This is a genomic window from Paenibacillus aurantiacus (assembly GCF_042431225.1).
GTDB lineage: Bacteria > Bacillota > Bacilli > Paenibacillales > Paenibacillaceae > Paenibacillus_Z > Paenibacillus_Z aurantiacus.
Genome location: NZ_JBHMDO010000032.1, coordinates 42,555 through 64,146, shown reverse-complemented (window position 1 = coordinate 64,146; position 21,592 = coordinate 42,555). Strand labels below are relative to the sequence as shown.

Genomic DNA, 21,592 nt, shown 5'->3' with positions numbered 1-21,592 from the left:
CCTCAAGTAAGTTCACCGGATCCCACTAACCATTGCACGTCCATAGCTTCGCGTGTTATTCGAGATCTAGGTCTCAACCAGCTTAATCATGGTTTGCACAATAGCAGGTGGACAGTTTGTGTAACGGGCTTACTGCCCAGATATTTTATCGTCCTCCCCGGCTACAGCTATTGTAAATGAAAATGAGGTCAACCAGATTAAGCTGGCTAACCTCATAATACGAGAATATTTTACAGACTTGTTGGGGGAATAGATACACGGAAGCGCGCGTTCGGACGCTCGCCGCTGTACCGCGATGTAAGAGCGTGCCTAACGATTCTCATTGGTCGCCGTATGGCCGGCTCGGCACACCCTATGAAGGTGTGCGTCACATAAGCACAGCGTGAACATCGAACCGATTGCCGCTGGTTAACGCATGCCGGACGTGCCGCGACCGTCAGCGGAAATGGAGACAGGTCGGGTCGGAAGTGCGGACACAACTCGCGCCGCAGAGCTGTAGCGCAAGTCGTGAACCAGCTGCCATTGAAATCCATATGGCTGGGTAGTTTAGGCCGTCAGCAGGATGTAGAAATCTGAAGTGTGTTCGCGGAGCATGCTGCACCAATGTAAGCATCTCTAGGAGCTTGACCGGTATACATTGCGGACAAAAGGTGTAAGAAAAGAGGGAAGCGGGTATTTCGGTTTGTGGCTGATCACGTGGCGTGAGAATCTAACTGTCTGCCGGTCGCCGCGACTGGGCAAGTGTGACCGCCGCAGAAAGTGGTACGGCGTTGTGGAACTGCAACTGGGGTTGTGCAGTCGCTGTTTCACTCTGACAGTCGCTGCAGGGCTATTGAAAAGAGTGTAATGTTAAAGTGGATATCGCTATTGACGTCTGAAACTTTCTTTGAAATTGTAGATGATTTTACTCATTCCTATAGTTATTTACCATACAAATCCTTATTCACTGAAGGTATGATGTAATCGTAACACGAATTGGAAGCGCTATCACAAAATTAGAGGATAAGAGTTCAAGATAATTCAATGATTTCTTATCTAAAAGGGGGAATCAACCCAAAAGTTTAAGTTAAGTAACAAATAATAAAAAAAGTGAGGTAGGTTTCTATCATGATCCATGGTGTGCTCAAACGTCCACTACTCTTATGTTTAAGTCTAATTCTTTCGCTAGGCGCATTTCTCATGTATTCGGCTGTTCCAAAAGCCCATGCAGCTCCATCGTTTGCTTATGGCGCTGATGTAAGCTGGCTTCCTGGCATGGAAGCAAACGGTTATAAATTTTATTACCGCAATGGCACTCAAGGCGATCTATTGAAAATTCTGAAGACGGATTTTGGCATTAATGCGGTTCGCATTCGGACTTGGGTCAATCCTTCAACTGATCCATACAGCGGGATGTTAGATCAGGCGACAACAATTGCTTTAGCCAAGCGGGTTCAAAATGAAGGCATGAGTGTTATGATCGATTTCCACTATGGAGATACGTGGAATAGTGTCGGTCGTCAAGTGTGCCCTGTTGCATGGCAGAATCTAAGTTACACTGACTTAAAGACTACCCTGTATAATTATACCTATAATTATTTGACTGCTTTGAAGAATCAAGGTGTTACTCCAGCGTGGGTACAAGTTGGCAATGAAACCAATGCCGGGTTATGCGGCTATACCGGTAGCCTTGCATATAATCCCGCACAGATGGCAGGATTGTTCAATGCAGGTTATGATGCCGTTAAGGCGGCGTCACCTTCAACACTAGCCATTATTCACCTCGCGGGGCCGCAAAGACCAGAGATTGAAACGTTCCTTAACGCTTTCTTCGCAAATGGCGGAAAAACAGACATGATCGGATTTTCGTCCTATGCAGGTCTTGCAAACTTGACTACAGTGGCTGATCGTGTGGAATATATTAAAAATCAGTACAACAAGCCAGTTCTCATGGTTGAGGTCGGAGGAGCATGGAATAAGGCTGCCGAAAACAAAACATTAATAACTAACTGGATCAATCGAATAAAGAATATTGGAGGAACTGGCACTGGTGTATTCTATTGGGAGCCTGAATCGCCTCCAGGCTATAATGGTGGATACACAATGGGTGCAGTCGATACGAATATGAAGTGGACCGTCGCTATGGACGCGTTTCGTGAGGCCAGCGGGGCCGGCACAGATATCCGCAGAATTGAATCGTATAACTTCCAAGGTAGATATTTCCGCCATCTCAATACGAAAGCTCGAATCGATGAGGGCGTTACACCACTTGATGATTCAAGATTTCATATTGTTCCTGGCCTAGCGGGGAATGGAACTATTTCTTTCGAATCGGTGAATAACCCAGGCTATTACTTACGGCACTCTAGCTTTAATCTTGTGTTGGAGAAATCGAACGGAACAACTACGTTCAATAACGATGCCTCTTTCACCCGCGTAGCGGGACTAGCGAATTCATCTTGGGTATCCTATCGTTCTTACAACTTCCCGGATCGTTACATTCGTCATTTCGCTTTTGAGTTGAAGATTGAACCGATTAGTGGTTCCGCCGCACAGGCGGACGCGACGTTCAGGGAAGTCCAGTAGTATATAAATACATGCCTCGGGAAGATATGTCCCGAGGTTTCTCTATTGAGGCTTTGTTTTTGAAAAGTAATTATTTTTATAGGTCAGAGGATAACCAATTAGTACCTTACAAGTTTATTGCAATCTCGGCAAAAGGCATGAATTGAAAACGACAGTGAGGGGCAACAATCTGCAGGCCGATTTTATGCGCATTGCAGATGCAGCCGCTGAGCTCCGAATGAGCTAGTGCTCAGATACTGGCATTTTCCTGCAATGTTCCGCTGCGTAGCCGAAATCGGCAACGATGCAACGCGCTTGGTGTATGCGTGGCGCGCGGCTGGGTAGCCCGATCTTCAATTACACGATGAACCGGCAGTTATTGTTAAATATGAAGTTGAAGGCGGCGAGCATGCCGTTCGTGCTGCATTAGAGATTTAGATAAATGTGTCACAGTATTTAAAGTAGAAAAGGTTGTCCCAAGAGGTCAGTGTCGTACGTGGCCACGATGGGACAGCCTATTTTTATTGAGATGAATGAGCCGCTAGTGCTAACTCTTGACATACCAAGAGTCTATTGTATACATTTGTATACGAAAGTATGTTGTATACGTTTGTATACAACACAAAAAAGAGATGTCACTTATGCGTGAAGGAAGCATGGACATAAAGAGCATCGAGGACATCACGGCTACGGTGGCCACCGGGTAGCCGGAGACATGATGTCATCACAAGCATTTCATCAGCGCTCAGACGTTCCGCCGCGGCCGAGCGATCGTTTTTCTGGAAAAATTGAGTCTTCAGGGTTCCACTCTCGTTCAACACTCTCGCAGCCGGAGTGCGAATCGATCAATCAGGTGATCAGCGGAGAGCTGAAGACGGTTGAGGCGATGATTCAAGCGTTCGAGCTCCACGACATTCCTGCTAATAACGATGAGGATAATTGTGTAGAAAAAGATGGAGAAAGCGATGATGACAAGCCAATACGAACAAGAAGACCAAGACTGAATCACTGGGTGAACGAACCATGGGAACTGTTATTGGTCGGGGGCCAAACAAGAGCAAAGCTGCGCCATAAAACCAACTTAAGCAGCACACTAATGACGAAAAAACCAGCATCCGATCAGCGAAAATATACTATTTGAAAATTAGAGCTCAGTTGTGTAATTCAAGTGAAGAAAGAAAGGAGGAGATGTATGAGACGAAGACCATTATGGAGTATTTTTCTCTCACTGATTGCGTTTTGCATTGCTTCTATTGCTGCTTATCGTATTTCAAATATTTATCCTAACAAGACAAAGGACGTTATAAACTATAATGTTACAACGTCTACAGAGAAGGTTGAAGGAAAGGTGGATATTTCAAAGCAAGTAAAGCTTAAAATGTATTTAATTGGTGAAAGGCCAAAAGATTTTGACCTTGTATATGGAGAAGTAAATAAACTTCTTAAACAAGATATTAATGCTACATTAGAAATCTCTTTCATTCCTGAGTCTGAATGGCTCCAGGAATATCCATCATTATTAAACACTAATGGAGTGGATTTAATATTTACTGCATCTTGGTCACAATATAGTGAAGAGGCTAAAATGGGTAGTTTTATGGAGATTACGAAAGAGATGTTAGATATATATATGCCTTTGTCAGCGTCAAGTATATACCCTGAAGCATGGGAACAAGCCGAAGTTAATGGCAAGGTCTACATGATCCCGCATAACTATAAAGATGTTCAAGGCAACTTTACTATGCTTCGCGGCGATTTGCTCAAAAAGTATGGTTTAGAAGTAGAGGATGTAATGAAAGATACCAGGAGTATTGAAAAGTACTATGAAGCGTTCTCCAGGGATTCAAAAATGCTATTGAGCACTGAAGTAGTTGCTTCTTTAAAGGGCATGCCAGTCTATATTCCGAGTGAAGAAATGAAAAATTGGTTTGAGATTGGTGGAACAGGGAACTACCGCATTTATTATGATAATACTCAAGATTCACCACAAGTCTTTCCTTATATTGAAACTGATGCTTATTCTGAAGGGATAGCCGTTATGAAAGAGTGGATTGATAAAGGATGGATCACTAATAGCTCATCAGTCAATACAAGCTTTGATCTACTCACTGAATTCTTGAATGGAAGAATACCTGCTATTAGTGGGAATCTAAAAACTATGAATTCCTACTATATAACTGCAAATATCAGACATCCTGAGTGGGAAGTTTCTGTAGAAGATTCAAACTATAGAAACTCAGTTAATATACAGCCGTTTACTGAAGGTGGCATATCCATCCCCCGCCTTTCAAATAACCCGGAACGAGCAATGATGCTGCTGGACTTATTCCGTAACGACGAACGTTATTTTAATCTCACCACATATGGTATTGAGGGAGAACATTACGAAGTAATTTTAGGCACCAAAGACATTATTACACCTCCCCACAATCGTTGGTTTGCACAAGAAAGTCTGAGTACTTGGGGGTGGAGAGACGATAATCTGTACAAAACAGTATTCGGTAGCATTCCAAACTTTGAGCAATATCGTGTCAATATGTTAGCGACAGCTGTAATTCCGAAACTTCAATCGTTCATATTTAATGACAGCAGTGTGAAACATGAACTTGCCTCTATTGCCAACGTTCTCGATCAATATGAAAAACCGCTATTAAGTGGAATTATCAAAAAAACGGTTAATACTGATATTGAAGTTTTACGTGCACGACTAAAGGAAGCAGGTACTGACAAAGTTATCTTTGAGATTCAAAAGCAAGTGGATGCTTATTTAGATGGTGGTATCAAGTGATAATCTGTTAAGTGAAAGGATACATGTTGGTAATAACTTAGAGTTGGGGATTACAGTGCAAGTTGAAATCCGTGTGCAAAAAATGAGATAGATAAATTTATTTAACGTCGACTGCTCAGGCAAACAATCCAGCGGAAGCTTAAGAGTGAATCTGGGTCCTAAGCTGCCGCTGATTTGGTTATATAGGAAACGATCAAACACTTACTCAGGTAGTCGGAATTCAATAATGGGTCTGTTTTCGGTATCTCAGAAAATCAGAGGGTTTTTCGACAGCCTGAAGCCTAGGGGGATACACCCTAAACTTGCTTTCAAGTCTACCCAATTATTGTGGATACAGCATGTTTATAGATCATACTTTGTTTACCGGATAATAAACGAAGAAGAATAACGAAATTGTCGTATGACTCAACGGTTCCTTTAATAGGGACTCCTTTAGTAGTTATAACCGTACAAACTTGCTTACTTTTTTTGAAGTTGAATAACTGATATTCTTGATTTAATCCAGCTTCTATGTGTTTTTCGCTCATTTAGACTATCCCTTCTCTCTATAAAGGATGGACTTAACTGCTTGTCCGTTCTAATATAGCACACGTGTGTCAAGTACCTGATAATTCTCAGCTAAAAGTCAAGTTCTTTATTTATAGCAATGTCGGCATTGAGAAGAAGATGATAGGTAGAAATGAACAAAGGACGAACACTAATCTCGTGTTCGTCCTTTGTCCATTTTACGGCAGTCGGATTTCAACAATCGTTCCTTCACCGGGGCTGCTTTGGAAGTGAAGGCCATATTGTGGACCGAACAAGAGTTTAATGCGATAGTTAATGTTGCGAATACCATACCCTTCCCAATCGCCACCGGATTCCATAGAGCCATTGAATTGTTCTACCAGTCCTTCTGACATACCAATTCCGTTGTCCTGTATAACGAGGACCATGCAATCGGCTTCGCTGAACGAATAGATGAAGATCTCTCCCCGGCGTTCTTCAGTTTCTCTAATGCCATGGAGAATTGCATTTTCGATGATTGGCTGCAGCGTAATCTTTGGCATTTTGCAATCGAGCAACGCTTCATCCAAGTCCATGTTAAGATCAATTGTATTCCCGAACCTTCGGTTTTGAATGTCCACATATAATTGAATATGTTCCAGTTCTTTACCCAGTGTAGTAACTTCTTCACCTTTGTTCAGACTCAGTTTGTAGAATTGACTGAGCGAATGGACAAGAGTGGAGATGTCCGGTACGCGGTGCTGAATAGCAGTCCAATTGATGAGGTCGAGTGTGTTATATAGAAAATGAGGATTAATCTGGGAATGGAGTGCCCTGAGCTCTGCATTCTTTGCCTCTTGGCCCAATTTATATTGATCTTCTAGAATGATCTTCATACGGCTAATCATGAAGTTGAAATTCTCGACAAGCTCCCCCACTTCGTCACGGCGGCCATCGGATTTCACTGGTTCGAGCTCGCCACTCTGTACACGCCTGATTTTTCGAATTACCATTCCAATCCTTTTTGTTTGAGAACTTGATATCCAATACAATAGCAGATTGGCTACAACGGCAAGGATGGTCATGATCATTAAGGTCTGATTTCTTACTTTGTTGCTTGATGCATAGATGTCTTGCAGCGGAACGAGAGATACCAGGCTCCAATCCGTTCCTTCAATCATCTTGACACCGACAAGAACGTCTTCACCATTCAATTCAATGGACTGCCACGGGTCATCTTTCTTAGAGATTGCCAGCAATTCTGCCTGACTTATGGATTGTTGGATGGAATCTAATCCTGCAATAATTTGACCTTTGGAATTCTGCAGATAGGCACGGCCATTAACGGAGGTATTCGAACGCCTTACTATATTGTTTAAGACATCCTCACGAATATCGACGTCTAGCAGGCCGAAGTATACGTCAAGTTCGCTCAAACTTCGGATGAAGCGGATGGAATGGACAGTTTGCACATCAGGGTGCCTCATCGATTCTATTGCGTCCTCGTCCGTAATCCAAAGCGTCTTCCCAGAGTGATAGGAAAGGTCCGATAGCACCTTGGAATCGATAAACTGGCTATAAGGGAAAAAATTCATTCCTTCTGCCGAGAAGACTAATTGATCTGGGATATAGACACGAATTCGATAGATATCATCATTTCGTTGGAACGCGGACAAATTGAGCGTTAAATTACCGAAATCACGCAACTGCTCCGAAAGCTCATATTCCGAAACTGGTCGGGAGAGCATTTCATTTAAGTTGCTGTCAAGAGCGATGGCGTCGGATACATCTATGATCTTGCTAATTTTGTAAGATAAGAACGATTCGGTTTGCGAAAGCAGCTGCTTTGTCGAATGCAGAACTTCGGTATTAAGCGTCCTTGAGCTTTGGGAATAAGAAGTATAGGATAGCGTACTAAGCGTGATCAGGATTAGTAGGGAGTTCAGGAGCATGAGCTTGTTCTTTAATTTCATGTTCCGAAAGGAATTGACCATTCTCATGTATGCCGCTCCTTAAACTCCGAAGGCGTTAAGCCCGTTACCTTCTTAAAGGTTTTGGCAAAATAATTTGCGTCTTGAATACCAACATGAGCTGCGATTTCATATAGCTTATATTGTCGGTTTGAGAGTAGCTCTTTTGCCTTGTCTATTCGAAAATCCGTAATATATTGGTTAATGGTCATGCCTGTTTCTTTCTTGAATTGAAGGCTTAGATAATTTGGAGTCAAGAATAGATGCTCAGCAATTGATTTAATCGAGAGCTCAGGATCGGCAAAGTTGGCATGTACGAATTCAAAGATACCTGCAGCAATATATCCAGAGTTAGGTTTATCGCGTAGCTGTGTGAAGAATTGTCTTAACTTTCCTTCTGCATAGAACACCATCTCTTGTAAGGTGTTGAACTTATACAGTAGGTTCCATAGATACTCTTTGTCATCCTGTGGATCCGATAGCAGGATCTTCTTTTTTTCAGCGACTTTAAAAAGGTTTTGTAGGAGATCGAAAAAGACATTCTTGGCATCATTGACAAGGGTATCTTCGTTCGCTTTTAAATTCTCCACTGCACTGGCAAGTATGTCAGATGCCTTCTCGAATTTCTCTTCTTCTAGGCATGCCGCAAATGCCGGTCCGAATGAAGATCCCCTTGCAGGCTGCAGGGAGGCCGATCGCCGGACTTCTTGGAATACGAGAATGTGATTGTAGCCTTTGAAAAATTGGCGTTGAATCGCAACCGCTGCACTATGATAAGAATCGAGTAGTCGTTCCGGACGATGGACGAGTTGGCCGACGCCAATGAAGGTTAGCATAGGCTTGCCAAATAAGGTTTGCAAATCGGAACGTATCAGCGCTAGCGGATTAATAAGCTCATCTGGTGCCGCAAGACTTTTGGCATACGCATGGATGATGAGATGTTGGCTGTCCTTAAATCCGCGAAGTGTCTCAAGACCTGCAAAAGAGAAACGTATCTTAATATGCTCATATATTTCATTCTTTTGAAGTATAAAGCGCTGAAGTTCCTGCTCGGAAAGGCCCATGAGTTTAATAATAGCTGTAGCGAAGGCATATCCCGTTTGATGAGAAGATAGAGGTGATTCTGATTTATTACTTTTATCACTATGTTCATAATCTCGTGATATGAAGTACAAGGCTTGCTGCTCCTGTTGCAGGAGCTCATTCTCTGTGCGGATTTCCTGCTCTGCCATTCTTTGCTTTCTTTCATCTTGGCAAGCTTTGACTGCTAGACGAAGCTCCTTGCGAATGACGTCAAGATTTACTGGTTTTTCGAGAAAATCGAGTGCTTTCAATTGGATAGCGGACTTTAAATACTCTTTTTCGGCATAACTGCTTAGGAACACAATTTTGCATTGCGGCTGTGATTCTCTCAGTTTAATAGCGAATTGGATGCCATCCATTCTGGGCATTTTCACATCTGTGAGTACAATATCGGGTTTATAGCTGAAACTCAGCTGCAGCGCCTCCCAACCGTCTGCGGCTGTTTTGACAATATCAATGCCTAGTTCCTGCCATTCCACATAATTCAATAGTCCGTCACGGGTCGCTTGTTCATCGTCTACAATTAGAAGCCGGATCATTGCTGCAACACCTCAGTTTTAATTCTTCATATAGTTATTATTATCGTCACCACATTTTTTTTCAAATACAAAACCTGATTTGTTGTTTATTTTACCCGAAATTATAGGTTTCTACGGTACGAAACCTCTTGTTAGAAAGCTAAGATTATTTTGTAATCACACAATGTAAACGCTTCCCATTATGAGGTTCTGTGAGAGAAGCTATAGGGAGATCATTAGGATTTAGTATCTTGCGGAGGATCCTGCTTGTAGATTTTTATCGAAGATCGTGAAATATCAGCATTGAAGTGTAGTCTTTTTTACCCGAAATCATAGCTTTATCCGGTACGTTTTTTCCTTCCCCGCAGGTATCATTTGAAGCAGAGCACAGGTAGTGAATGAGGAGCAGAAGGAGAGAATGAAATGAATAGCGTGGGAAAAGGCTTTTTATGGGAGATGAAAAAACATAAAGTAAAGTTGCTGATGATTCTGCCAGCAGTGCTTTATTTTCTTGTATTCGCTTACTTCCCAATGGTCGGTGTCTTGATTGCGTTCAAGAAATACAATTACATCGATGGGATCTTCGGAAGTCCGTGGGTTGGATTCGAAAATTTCCGTTATTTTTTCGAATCGGGTCAATTGTTGCGAGTAACGAAAAACACGGTGCTGTATAATCTAGTGTTTCTAATCGTAAATAATATCCTGGAAATCACAATGGCAATTTTGTTAGCTGAAATAGCTGGCAAGCGAATTCGAAAGTTTATGCAGTCCGCAATTTTTCTACCGTACTTCATTTCTTGGGTAGTCGTGGCGGCATTTGTCTACAACGTGTTTAATTACGAATTTGGCTCGCTAAATACGTTGTTGGAATCGTTTGGCATGAGCCCGGTTGATGTCTACTCCAAACCGATAGCCTGGGTATTCATTCTTATTTTCTTTAGTGCATGGAAATCAGTTGGATATGGAACCGTGTTCTATTTGGCCGCGATTACGAACATTGACTCAGAAACATATGAAGCAGCCGAGATGGATGGGGCAAACGTCTTCCAACGTATTCGTTACATCACGCTTCCTGCATTGATTCCGACAGCAGTTGTCTTGTTAATGCTCTCAATTGGTGGCATTGTGCGAGGGGATTTCCAAATGTTCTATCAAATTGTCGGAGACAATGGGTTGGTTTACGATACGACAGATGTAATCGATACTTTTGTTGTTAGATCACTATTGAACATTCAGGAGTTTGGTATGTCTTCTGCCGCGGGATTGTATCAATCGGTTCTATCCTTCGTCATCATAATTACTGTGAACTACATCGTTCGAAAAACACAAAAGGACTATGCATTGTTTTAAGGAGGAGGACCTATGCGTTTACAAGCAGATCGGGTTTGGTTTAACACGTTTGGATATTTATTTGTTGGAGTATTTGCCTTACTATGTCTCATTCCATTCTGGTTGATTATTGTTGGGTCTTTTTCAAGCCAAGAAGCGATTACACTTCATGGATATAGCCTATGGCCAAAAGATTGGTCTAGTGAAGCGTACAAGCTATTGCTCGAAACGTCGAATGATCTTGTGCGGGCATATGGCGTTACAATCTTCGTTACTGCGATTGGTTCATTCCTTGGCCTAATGGTGACTACGATGACTGCTTATGTACTTAACTGTAAAGATTTTCGATATCGTAATCACTTTGCTTTCTATTTTTACTTTACAACGCTTTTTAGTGGAGGTCTTGTACCGTACTATATCCTAATTGTTAAGTACTTACACATGAAAAACAGCATTTTAGTTATGATCCTGCCCTTATTGCTAAATGTATTTTACATCTTAGTTATGCGTAGTTTCGTAAGTGCGATTCCAGAAGCAATTCGGGAATCTGCAACGATTGATGGAGCAGGGGATTTTACGATTTTCATCAGACTGATGCTGCCACTGCTGAAGCCAGCCTTAGCCACGATTGGTTTATTCATTGCATTGAACTATTGGAATGATTGGTTCAACACGATGCTCTTCGTTGACGACTCGCAGCTATATAATCTCCAATATTACTTGTATCAGATATTAAGCAGAATGGAATTTTTAAGTTATGCGGTCGAGCAGGCAGGTATTGCAACGTCCGACATGCCATCTGATTCCTATAAAATGGCGATAACGCTGGTAACGACTGGACCCATAATTCTTCTATATCCTTTCGTGCAACGTTACTTTGTCAAAGGTATAACTGTAGGCGCAGTTAAAGGATAATCCCGGCTTGCCGGATTATTATATACTATAAGTAAAAGAAGAGGGGACAAAAGATGAAAAAGAGCATCAAGTGGAAAAGTATCCTCGCGTTATCCTTGTCGGCGACGTTCGTACTTGCCGGTTGTGGCAACAATTCGAACAACGAGAATTCTGTCTCGAATACTACGGAAACTACCCCGTCGTCAAATACTGCAACTAATGGAGAAGCTGTGGATACATCTAAAGAAGAAGTTGAACTTAAGATGTATCTTCTTGGCGAGAAGCCAAAAGACTTTGACTTAGTGTACGGTGAGGTCAACAAACTTCTTAAACAGGATATTAATGCTACGGTAAGCGTTACCTTTCTGTCCTGGGCAGATTGGGCTCAAAAATACCCGCTCTTGTTCGCATCCGGCGACGATTTCGACCTGATCTATACTTCAAACTGGGCGCAATATAACACACAGGCTAGCAAAGGCGGTTTCCTTGAGGTTACCAAAGAAATGGTCGATAAGTACATGCCGCTTACTGCAGCCAATATGTATCCAGAAGCTTGGGAGCAGGCTAAGATTAACGGCAAGGTCTACATGCTTCCTAGCAATTATAAGGAAATCCAAGGGGCATTCACATTGCTTCGTGGCGACCTCCTTGATAAATATGGTTTGACGCTTGATGACGTGACTAAAGATTCTAAGAGTATGAGGAAATACCTGGAGGCTTTCTCTAAGGATACGAAAACCCCAGCAATTATGGGGGGAGGCACGACATGGTGGGGGATGCCTACTTATATTCCGTCCGAGATGATGAAAAACTGGTTTGAAGTAGGCGGAACCGGTAACTATCATGTGTACTACGATGATACTGCAGATTCAATAAAGGCGTTCCCATTCATAGATACTGATGCGTTCGTAGAGGGCGTAAAAGTAACCAAGGAATGGGTAGACAAGGGTATCATTTCCAAGAGCGCGATGGTAAATAAATCTTCTGACGGCAATGAATTCTTGAATGGCAAAGCTCCGAACGTGGGAGGTAACCTGCTGACAACCAACTCAAAATATATTGCGGTAAAAGAGCAGCATCCGGATTGGAATGTAGTAGCGGTGGATTCGAATTACGGCAATCCGGTCGATTTGAAATCATTCACTCAGAATGGAATGGCAATCAATCGCAACGCTAAAAATCCGGAACGTGCGATGATGTTCCTGGACTTGCTTCGTAATGATGAGCGTTACTTCAATCTCACGACATACGGTATCGAAGGTAAGCACTACAAATTGTCAGACGATGGCCTTAACATCGTTCCGCTTGCCGAGAACGGTAACTTCGCGCCAGATAGCGCAAGCCCATGGGGATGGCGCAATGACAAGCTCTATAAGCTAATCGGCGGAGGCATTCCTAACTATGAAGAGCTGCGCGGTAATATGCTCGAAACAGCAGTTACGCCTAAGCTTCAGTCGTTCGTATTCGATGATAGTAACGTGAAAAATGAACTCGCAACTATCAATAATGTACTGGAGCAATACGAAAAGCCGATGGTCTATGGCGTAATCAAAAGTAGTGTGGAAGAAGATGTACAAAGTTTGCGCAATCGTCTGAAAGAGGCAGGTGCTGACAAAGTGCTAGCTGAAATTCAAAAGCAAGTTGATGCCTACTTGGCTGCAAACAAATAAGGTGAGACAAGCCAGATAGTCAAAAAGGGCCGTGTATACCAGTCATTGGTAACACGGCCCAAATTTTTATTAGTCAGTATAGGAAGGGGAATTTGTATGATACCGATGCGTCTTTTTGTAAATAAGGTACAGGGTAAAATCGACCGTAATCTCTATGGTCATTTCTCCCAGCATCTTGGCCGTTGTATACACGAAGGAATATGGGTAGGCAAGGACTCCCACATACCGAATACGGACGGTATACGTAACGATGTCATTGAAGCCCTTCGCAAAGTTGGGGTTCCGGTATTACGTTGGCCAGGGGGCTGCTTTGCGGATGAATATCATTGGAAGGATGGCATTGGGCCTACTGATAGACGCGCTCGGATGATAAATAACAATTGGGGAGGTGTAGTGGAGGATAATCATTTTGGCACCCATGAGTTTCTGCGTCTATGTGAATTGATTGAGGCCGAGCCGTATATCAGCGGGAATGTAGGGAGCGGAACGGTGCAAGAGATGCAGGAATGGGTCGAGTATATGACTCGCGATGGCGAATCGACAATGGCAAACTGGCGGAAGCAGAATGGTCGGGAGCTGCCATGGAAGATCAAATATTTTGGCGTGGGCAATGAAAATAGGGGTTGTAGCGGCAATATGCGTCCCGAATATTATGCGGATCTTTATCGCATATATCAGACATATGTCAGGAATTACGATGGCAACGAAACATATCGAATTGCATGTGGACCAAACGAAGACAACTACCATTGGACAGAAGTTCTGATGCGAGAGGCTTCAAAGTATATGGACGGTTTGAGTTTGCACTATTACACCATTCCAACAGGTGACTGGTCAGACAAAGGATATGCGACAGGATTTGATGAACAGGGCTGGTTCGAGACTTTAAAGCGTACGCTACGTATGGATACACTGATCGTGCAGCACTCAAAAATTATGGACGTTTATGATCCGAAGAAAAAGGTAGGATTGATCATAGATGAATGGGGTACCTGGTACAACGTTGAGCCCGGTACGAATCCTGGGTTTCTATATCAGCAAAATACGCTCCGTGATGCGTTAGTCGCTGGTATTAACTTGAATCTATTTAATAAATATAGTGACCGTGTGCGCATGGCAAATATCGCACAGGTGGTCAATGTGCTGCAGGCTTTGATCCTAACTGAAGGGGAGAAGATGCTGCTGACGCCGACATACCATGTATTCGACATGTATAAGGGACATCAGGATGCCGATCGGCTATTACTAGATTATGAAAGTCCAGACTACACATATGGACAAGAAAGCATCCCGCAAATCAGTGCGTCTGCCTCCAAAGATAATGAAGGTATGATTCACTTGACCGCCTGTAACTTGAATCACATAGAATCAGCCACCATACAGTGTGTGATTGATGGTGGAAGCTTTACGATTGTATCCGGCCGGGTACTTACAGATCGTGTGTTGGACGCTCATAATACGTTCGAATCACCGGAGCGGCTCCGACCAACAACGCTTAATAGGGCAGAATTACATGAAGGAATACTAACATTTACGCTGCCACCAGCTTCGGTTTCTGTGTTGGAGTTAAGATAGCGAGATTAGCAATAAGTCACTCGAGAGATCAGCTGCATAGATGCAGAGAACGCTGACTGAAGAAGCCGCAGCTTTATAGAGCGCTGCAACGTTCAGGTGGAAGTATGCGAACAACGCCTAGCCGCATGTTGGGCCTGCGAAGAGCTGATTAACAACAAAACATGCACTAACAAGGTAGTTCGGTAGAAACGAGAGCACCGCTTGCCTATTCTGATTGCCTTATGGGACGTTGGCATAAATGAAGGGAATTCCTTATTTAGGGGGAGTCTCCCTTTATGTATCCTTTATGAGGAAATCATCATTTCAGATTGATTCTCTGCCCGTCTGAAAACAAGGAACATAAAAAGCAGGGCTGACTGAATCAGTTCCTGCTTTTCTATTTGCCGGTATGCGAAGAATCAGACTACTCGTTACCAGGAATTTTTCGGTATTCAGTAGGTGATTTACCGCTGTAATTTTTGAATGCACGAGAAAAATGATAAATGTTGTCGTACCCGACCTGTGAGGCAATTTCGTTAATGCGTAGGGTAGGGTTATTCAGCAGTTTAATAGCCTTCTCCATGCGCAATGTCATGATGTAAGTGGAGAATGTCTGGCCGGTTTCATCCTTAAACCACGTGCTGAAATAGCTATAATTCATGGAGACCAGACTAGATACTTCGGCAAGCGTTACCTCACCATATGGACGGCTCTCGATATATTGCTTGACGATATTGATCATCGATTTAGTCGAGTAATCTTGTTCCTGTCGAGTTGGTTTAAGAATAATTTCACTCTGTCCAGGTGAAGAAAGCCGCGTCTCTTGTAAATTTAGCGGTGTACACAATTGGATTGCTTTATTCAACTGCATTTCGAGGTCGGATAGCCGAACGGGTTTTAGCAGGTAATCGACAATGCCATGTTTGAATGCCTCGCGGACATAACTGTAATCATCATAGCCGCTGAGTACAATAAACCTCATCTCTGGATCGGTCTGCGCACATTCGCGTATCAGGGTCAAGCCATCCATTTCTGGCATACGAATATCGGAAATAACGACGTCGGGTTTTTGCTTGCGCATAAACTGTTTCGCCTCAATAGCGCTGGCAGCCATTTCAATATGACCGATAGCTGGATGTGCAATTCTAAACACTTTTGATTTAATGTCTTCGCGGATCAGCTCTTCGTCATCCACAATCATGAGGTTTAGCATGTTATTTTCCCGCCGTTTCTTCTTGGAATGGTATGGTCAGAATAGTTTGTGTGAAGCTTCCTTCAATGCTGTCCATATGGATCGCGTAAGCGTCTCCATAAAACATGCGAAGCCTGTCATTGATGTTACCCAGTCCAATCCCGTTACCCTCACCTGTATCATGTGCGAGCAGCGGTTGTCCGATATCGGTTCGTCGGTGGAAGAAGAGGTTTAGCTCACTCAATCGAGCAGTGTTAATACCTGATCCATCGTCTTGGATGTGAATCCTTACTTCACCTCGATCATTCCAATCGATATCTAATCGAATCCGGAGATTATTCCGGTTTCTCATCCCATGTGTAATGCTGTTCTCGACAATCGGTTGCAGAATGAAACGGATCACAGGCGCATTAATCAGTTGTGTTTCACAATACCAGTTGAATTGCAACCGATCGCCATATTTCAACTTCTGAAGTTGAATGTAATGGACAACATGCTGAATCTCTTGCTGTACGGTTGAATATTTGGCTTGGTTATTCATGTTATATCTAAGCATCCGGCCGAAATCTGCGAACGCCTCTGATACATCATACAAGCCGGCGAGCTCTGTTTTTGCACTAAACAGATTGATCGTATTGTAGATGAAATGCGGGTTGATCTGTGCCTGAAGCGCTTTCAACTGCGCGTCTTTGTGTACGGTTTCATGCCTAATCAGATCCTCGACGAGTGTGTTGATTTGAGCAAGCAGCGTATTGAATTTCTCAGATATAACACCAATTTCATCATTGCGCTCTACTGGGATTAATTCGGTAAAACCGGTGCGAATGGAATGATCCATCGCTCGGATGCTCGCTTTAATTTTTATGAATGTCGTTTTAAGTACTTGGTAGAACACGAGAATCGATAAGACAATTGCCGCTATGAAACCAAATGTTGTTAATAGTTGATAGGAACGTAAAGAAACGGGTATCTGCGAGACGATTCCAATCGTGAACCCTAATTGCTCAATATGGTCCTGGACATATAGCTTTCCATGTTGTTCGAACTGTTTTTTATCGTTTATCGCGCTGCCCCATGATTGTTTAATTGCACTACTCCCGTATAAGAGCTGATGGTTCGCATCGGCAACGTAGATATCTGGACTAATATTATTCGAATCATCAAGTGAATTGAGTAAATTTTGCTTGAGGATGGAGACACTAGTTACGCCAAGAAATTCACCTTCCATAGTTACAATCTTCTGAAGATAGGCATAGGAGCCTTCATTAGGAAATGCAAGCCAGGCTGATTGACGTTTCGAGTGAATGAAGCTGTTATACCAATCCGTATCTTCTACATCACTGCTGGAGTAAAAGCTGCCGAATCCTTCCGGGATACTGGTGTTATTCATATAAACTCGAATGCTGCTTACTTCTACCTGATTGTATTGAAGTCCATAATACACAATTGGTTTGATGAACTGGATATACTGATCCATCGAACCGTTTTGAACATTGAATGGGTCGCTCAGGAAGCTTTGCAAACTAGTGTTGAAGGTAATATTGTGACTGATACTCTCAACTAGATTTAGCTTTCCTTCCAGTCCATTCTTCAGAATCGTTAATGTTTGTGACATGTTACTAGCAGATTGATCCTTCTGATATGCCCTCGTTTGCCCATAGGTGTGCATCGCGAGAACGCAGAATGGGATGAGGATAAACAAGATATATGACAGTGTTAACCGCTGTTTAATACTGAGATTACTCAACGTTACTCGCATGCTGAACTCCTTATTATAAGGTTTATATTATCATTATATATCAATTAGAAAGCGTTCTCATCAAAACCTGAAATGAGGGTATTATTTCTAAAATCATGATATTTTTTACGACATATCACATGAATTATGATAAATACATCAAGTTTGCAAGCGTTAACAAAATGGAGCAGACAAGGAAACGCAAGGAGTGAGAGTAATGAGCAGCACCGTCAAAACGGCAAGTGAAACAAGGAATATCGGATTAAAATCAATTAGTTGGTTCAGGCTAAAATCACAATTTGAATTGCAAAGTATGGTTTGGCCAGGATTGGTTTTTCTATTCATATTCTCTTATGTACCCATGTATGGAATCTTAATTGCATTCAAAGATTATGACATGTTTAAAGGCGTGATGGGGTCACCATGGATTGGATGGGAGCACTTCAAAGAGTTTTTCTCAGATCCGAACTTCTTCACAGTGCTACGTAATACCTTATCCATTAATGGATTGAATCTATTGTTTGGTTTCCCGGCACCCATAATATTTGCGTTGCTTCTGAATGAAGTGGTTTCACCGAAATTCAAGCGATTTATACAGACAGTTTCCTACCTGCCACACTTTGTCTCATGGGTTGTCTTCGGGGGCTTAATTATTACGGTCTTATCACCGACAAATGGCGTGCTTAACTATGCATTGGAATCTTTAGGTTTCATATCGGAGCCAATTAATTTCCTAGGAGAGGCGAACAACTTCTGGGGCATTCTCGTTATTGGCGAGATGGTAAAAGGGCTGGGATGGGGAGCTATTCTATATATCGCTGCTATTTCTGGTGTGGATCAAGAGTTGTATGAAGCAGCGACGATGGATGGTGCGAATAAGCTGCAAAAAATGTGGTATGTCACACTCCCAAGTATCATGGGAACAATCGTCATTATGCTCATTTTTGCCATTAGTGCGATTCTGAATACGGGCTTTGAACAAATACTGGTACTCCAAAATCCACTCAATCTCGACACAAGTGAGACGATAGATACCTATGTATATAAAGTTGGTATTCGACAGATGAGATACTCCTACTCTACGGCTGTTGGACTAACGAAATCAATCATCGCTGTAATTCTGCTATTCGGCGCCAATTATTTATCCCGCAAAATTTCGGATAAGAGCTTGTTCTAGGAGGGAGAAATCATGACCGTTAAAAGTAGAGGGGAAAAATGGTTTTCCGTGCTCAATAATATGATAATGATCGTCATTATGTTCATCATGGTTGCCCCGTTCTGGTTCTCGATTGTCGGATCTTTGAATGAAGGATTGGACTATATGCGTGGCGGGGTGTATTTCTGGCCAAGGAAGTTTACTTTGGCCAATTACGTTTCGGTATTTTCTGACAGTACCATTTTTCATGCATACTTTGTAACAGCCGCTAGGACGTTAATTGGTACACTAACGCATGTGTTGTTCACAGCTTTGGTCGCATACGGGATGTCGAGACCCAATCTAAAAGGCAAGCCTGCCTATATGATATACATTATGATCACAATGTTCTTTGCGGGTGGATTGGTTCCAACTTATTTGTTATATCGGGATCTTGGCTTGTTGGACAACTTCTTGGTCTTTATCATACCGTCTTTGTTTAGTGTGTGGGACATGATGATCCTGCTGTCATTCTTTAGAACAATTCCAGAGACGATTTTTGAATCTGCGAAGATTGACGGTGCTGGCGAGTACCGTATATTCCTTCAGTTCGTTCTTTCACTGTCGAAGCCTGCGCTTGCTGCGCTTGCCTTATTCAACGGTGTAGCACACTGGAACTCCTATTTCGACACATTGATGTTTACCACTTCTGAGTCACTGCAAACGATTCAACTCTTCCTCATGCGGGTGGTAACAGACGCGAACTTCGCACAAGGCATGAGTGCACAAGCTGCTCAACTTGTTCCAGAACAAGCCAAGAAGATCAGCCCAGAGACTTTAAAACTCGCTATGATGATTGCTACGACTACACCGATTTTAGTGATTTATCCGTTCCTCCAACGTTATTTTGTTAAAGGTATTATGATCGGATCGATCAAAGGTTAATCTCCGCAGTTCTTGCGGATTAACAATACACGCAAAGAATGTAAACTTTTAAAGGGGAGAAGAAAGATGGTTAAGTTGAGTAAACTATCAGTAGTACTGCTTAGCGTAGTGATGACTAGTTCTATCCTGACGGCATGCTCTGGCAACAATAACAACAAAACGGATACAAACAACGAAACTGCAACTTCGAATGGCAACTCAGCTAAGACTGGCGATGCAACAACACCGGCCGAGGAAAAGTCTCCAATCAAGATTAAGTGGTTTGTCGATGGTGATTGGTATAAGAAGCAGTGGGATGCAGAGAATGTTCTTGTAGACAAAATGGTAACTGATGCAACGGGAATCTCAATCGAGTTTACAAGCGGTAATGATGAGAAACTGAGCGCAATGATCGCTGCTGGCGATATTCCGGATGTTGTAACAATGTGGAATGTAATTCCACAACGTACAGTACTCGAAAAATCAGGTCTGGTTGCGCCGTTGGATGAGTTGATCAAGAAATATGCACCAGATTATCAAGTTCCACAATCGGCACAAGATTGGTATCGGAATGAAGATGGACACTTCTACGGCATTCCAAACTTCTTCTACGCCTCTGAACAGATGCAAGAAGGTGTCGATACGCTTGCAACACACGTAGACATGGTTGCTCGCAAAGACATAATGGATCAACTCGGTATTAAAGGCGAGGATTTCACGACGAAACAAGGTACGATCGACGCACTGAAGAAAGTCAAGGATGCGGGCGTAGAGTACAACGGCTTTAAAATGATTCCTTCGTACTTCGATTTGTATAACTTGATGGAGATGTTTGGTGCATCACCTGAAGCGAAAGACGGTAGCTGGCAGGACAAAATGCACACGCCAGAGGCACTTGAGGCGATCAAATTCCTCAACCAATTGTATACGCAAGGCTTACTGCCTGAAGACAGCCTGACGTTGACAGACGATCAGAAGAAAGAAAAAGTCAATGCAGGTAGTGTGTTCGCCAAAATGAATTCGCTCCTAACATGGGATGCACTATATCAGCACGACAACAATGCGACGTATGTTCCTGTAGGTCCAATCACAGGCGATGCAGGCAACGAAATGCACTTCACACCAAGTGCAATGTCCGGTTGGACGCTCTCGATGATCTCCAGCAAGAGCAAGTATCAAGATCGCATTATTAGTCTATTCCAGTACTTATCGACTGATGAAATGTCTCTTAACCTTTACTATGGTCCTAAAGATATTGCATGGGTTTATGATGAGAACGGTAAAGTCAAATTTACAGAGCAACGTGTCAAAGACTTCGCGGCTGATCCAGATGGCGCTAAACTTAAATATGGTAACGATTCGTTTGGCTGGCTCCTGAACTGGATTCCAATCAAGCGGACATGGCCAGCACCGACAAATCCATTTGAGAAATTGACGGTTGAACATGATCAGTTCTTCGAGAAATATGCATATAACGATCTTGCATTTGAAGCAACTACGGTTCAAGGTGGTACGAAAGAATCAGGTATTGAAGCGAAGATCACGGATTACCGCACCAAAATGCAAGCTAAGATGATTCTTGCGAAGGATTCAGCGGAAATTGATGCTCTATACAAAGAGATGCTTGCGCAAGAAGACAAACTTGGCTTCCAGGAGCTTTACGATTACAAAAACAAAGCATTCCAAGCCGCTAAAGAGAAGCTCGGCCTCAAATTCGCTTGGCCAAATAACCAATAATGGAATGAAGAAGCCGCCACTTCCAGCGGC

Annotated in this window: 15 protein-coding genes; 10 read left to right on the top strand and 5 right to left on the bottom strand. The window is 42.7% G+C overall.

Features of this window, described 5'->3' with window-relative positions:
* The first annotated feature begins 1,179 nt into the window (after positions 1 to 1,179).
* The 3 genes from ACFFSY_RS19035 to ACFFSY_RS19025 all read left to right on the top strand — a co-directional run bounded on the left by ACFFSY_RS19035 (position 1,180) and on the right by ACFFSY_RS19025 (position 5,332).
* Complete coding sequence (locus ACFFSY_RS19035; protein WP_377496940.1) at positions 1,180 to 2,565, top strand: glycosyl hydrolase 53 family protein; 1,386 nt, start codon at positions 1,180 to 1,182, stop codon at positions 2,563 to 2,565.
* A gap of 694 nt (positions 2,566 to 3,259) precedes the next feature.
* Positions 3,260 to 3,685 (top strand): hypothetical protein, encoded by a 426-nt coding sequence (locus tag ACFFSY_RS19030; protein ID WP_377496938.1) that lies wholly within the window; start codon positions 3,260 to 3,262, stop codon positions 3,683 to 3,685.
* Between the two features lie 51 nt (positions 3,686 to 3,736).
* Entirely contained in the window at positions 3,737 to 5,332 is a 1,596-nt protein-coding gene (locus ACFFSY_RS19025) for an ABC transporter substrate-binding protein (protein WP_377496936.1), read from the top strand.
* 314 nt (positions 5,333 to 5,646) lie between these two features.
* On the opposite strand, the gene ACFFSY_RS19020 is transcribed toward ACFFSY_RS19025, so the two are convergent.
* The 3 genes from ACFFSY_RS19020 to ACFFSY_RS19010 all read right to left on the bottom strand — a co-directional run bounded on the left by ACFFSY_RS19020 (position 5,647) and on the right by ACFFSY_RS19010 (position 9,410).
* Positions 5,647 to 5,859 (bottom strand): RNA chaperone Hfq, encoded by a 213-nt coding sequence (locus ACFFSY_RS19020; RefSeq protein ID WP_377496933.1) that lies wholly within the window; start codon positions 5,857 to 5,859, stop codon positions 5,647 to 5,649.
* A 198-nt stretch (positions 5,860 to 6,057) separates the two neighbouring features.
* Positions 6,058 to 7,818, bottom strand: coding sequence for a cache domain-containing sensor histidine kinase (locus tag ACFFSY_RS19015; RefSeq protein ID WP_377496931.1), 1,761 nt, complete (start codon positions 7,816 to 7,818; stop codon positions 6,058 to 6,060).
* The gene (locus ACFFSY_RS19010; protein ID WP_377496928.1) at positions 7,815 to 9,410 is read right to left on the bottom strand and encodes a response regulator transcription factor; all 1,596 of its coding nucleotides are present in this window, start codon (positions 9,408 to 9,410) and stop codon (positions 7,815 to 7,817) included. Before ACFFSY_RS19010 ends, ACFFSY_RS19015 begins: the two co-directional genes overlap by 4 nt.
* A gap of 402 nt (positions 9,411 to 9,812) precedes the next feature.
* Between ACFFSY_RS19010 and ACFFSY_RS19005 the strand changes: the two genes are divergently transcribed.
* The 4 genes from ACFFSY_RS19005 to ACFFSY_RS18990 all read left to right on the top strand — a co-directional run bounded on the left by ACFFSY_RS19005 (position 9,813) and on the right by ACFFSY_RS18990 (position 14,857).
* On the top strand, positions 9,813 to 10,739 hold the full coding sequence (locus tag ACFFSY_RS19005; RefSeq protein WP_377496926.1) for an ABC transporter permease: 927 nt from the start codon (positions 9,813 to 9,815) through the stop codon (positions 10,737 to 10,739).
* A 12-nt stretch (positions 10,740 to 10,751) separates the two neighbouring features.
* Positions 10,752 to 11,633: a carbohydrate ABC transporter permease gene (locus tag ACFFSY_RS19000; RefSeq protein WP_377496924.1), complete on the top strand. Its 882-nt coding sequence runs from the start codon at positions 10,752 to 10,754 to the stop codon at positions 11,631 to 11,633.
* A 53-nt stretch (positions 11,634 to 11,686) separates the two neighbouring features.
* Positions 11,687 to 13,282, top strand: coding sequence for an extracellular solute-binding protein (locus tag ACFFSY_RS18995; protein WP_377496922.1), 1,596 nt, complete (start codon positions 11,687 to 11,689; stop codon positions 13,280 to 13,282).
* Positions 13,283 to 13,378: 96 nt separating this feature from the next.
* Positions 13,379 to 14,857: an alpha-N-arabinofuranosidase gene (locus tag ACFFSY_RS18990; protein WP_377496920.1), complete on the top strand. Its 1,479-nt coding sequence runs from the start codon at positions 13,379 to 13,381 to the stop codon at positions 14,855 to 14,857.
* 403 nt (positions 14,858 to 15,260) lie between these two features.
* Here the strand turns inward: ACFFSY_RS18990 and ACFFSY_RS18985 are convergent, their stop codons facing one another.
* Together ACFFSY_RS18985 and ACFFSY_RS18980 are read right to left on the bottom strand one after the other, a co-directional pair.
* Positions 15,261 to 16,049, bottom strand: coding sequence for a response regulator transcription factor (locus ACFFSY_RS18985; RefSeq protein WP_377496918.1), 789 nt, complete (start codon positions 16,047 to 16,049; stop codon positions 15,261 to 15,263).
* A gap of 1 nt (position 16,050) precedes the next feature.
* Complete coding sequence (locus ACFFSY_RS18980) at positions 16,051 to 17,787, bottom strand: sensor histidine kinase (RefSeq protein WP_377496916.1); 1,737 nt, start codon at positions 17,785 to 17,787, stop codon at positions 16,051 to 16,053.
* Between the two features lie 196 nt (positions 17,788 to 17,983).
* Between ACFFSY_RS18980 and ACFFSY_RS18975 the strand changes: the two genes are divergently transcribed.
* The 3 genes from ACFFSY_RS18975 (at position 17,984) to ACFFSY_RS18965 (ending at position 21,562) form a co-directional block, all read left to right on the top strand.
* Positions 17,984 to 18,943, top strand: coding sequence for an ABC transporter permease (locus ACFFSY_RS18975; RefSeq protein WP_377496914.1), 960 nt, complete (start codon positions 17,984 to 17,986; stop codon positions 18,941 to 18,943).
* Positions 18,944 to 18,955: 12 nt separating this feature from the next.
* A complete protein-coding gene (locus ACFFSY_RS18970; RefSeq protein WP_377496912.1) occupies positions 18,956 to 19,846 on the top strand; it encodes a carbohydrate ABC transporter permease in 891 nt (296 codons plus the stop codon).
* Between the two features lie 66 nt (positions 19,847 to 19,912).
* On the top strand, positions 19,913 to 21,562 hold the full coding sequence (locus tag ACFFSY_RS18965; protein ID WP_377496910.1) for a type 2 periplasmic-binding domain-containing protein: 1,650 nt from the start codon (positions 19,913 to 19,915) through the stop codon (positions 21,560 to 21,562).
* The last annotated feature ends 30 nt before the right edge of the window (positions 21,563 to 21,592 follow it).